This is a genomic window from Erwinia sp. MYb416, from assembly GCF_037479575.1.
Taxonomy (GTDB): Bacteria; Pseudomonadota; Gammaproteobacteria; order Enterobacterales; family Enterobacteriaceae; genus Erwinia; species Erwinia rhapontici.
Genome location: NZ_JBBGYT010000134.1, coordinates 1 through 714, shown reverse-complemented (window position 1 = coordinate 714; position 714 = coordinate 1). Strand labels below are relative to the sequence as shown.

Annotated in this window: 1 protein-coding gene; it reads left to right on the top strand. The window is 57.7% G+C overall.

Annotation, left to right across the window (positions count from 1 at the left end; genetic code table 11):
- Position 1: 1 nt before the first annotated feature.
- A partial coding sequence (gene elyC, locus WH277_RS01270) for an envelope biogenesis factor ElyC (RefSeq protein WP_339503911.1) occupies positions 2 to 714 on the top strand: 713 nt, incomplete at its 3' end.

Genomic DNA, 714 nt, shown 5'->3' with positions numbered 1-714 from the left:
CCTGCTGCTTCCACTGCCAATGCTGCTGTTGGTGATGGCACTAGGGATTATCTTACTCTGGTTCAGCCGTTGGCAGAAAAGCGGCAAAACACTCATCTCCGTTGCCTGGGCTATTCTGTTGCTGATCAGCCTGCAACCCATTGCAGACAGGCTGCTGGCCCCCATCGAGAATCGCTATCCCACCTGGCACAATCAGCACCCGGTGGAGTACGTTGTGGTCCTCGGCGGTGGCTACACCTGGAATCCACAATGGGCGCCCAGCTCAAATATGCTCAACAATAGCTTGCCACGTCTCACAGAGGGCATTCGTATTTTGCAGGCGAACCCTGGGGCAAAACTGATCGTGACGGGCGGACATGCACAGGGCAACCCGATGAGTTCAGCAGCCGTGGCCTCACTCGTGGCGCAATCACTGGGCGTACCGCAAAGTGCAATTATTACGCTGGATAAACCCAGTGATACCGAACAGGAAGCCCTGGAAGTGTCCCATATTGTCGGGCAGCGCCCGTTTGCGCTGGTGACATCCGCCAACCATCTGCCACGGGCCATGATCTTCTTCCAGCGTCAGGGCCTGGCCCCCTGGCCAGCACCCGCAAACCAGTTGGCGGTCACGTCACCGCTGAATTTCTGGGAGCGGGTATTACCCTCATCATTCTGGCTGGGCCACAGCGAACGTGCGATCTACGAAAGCCTGGGCCGCTTGTGGCAATGGCT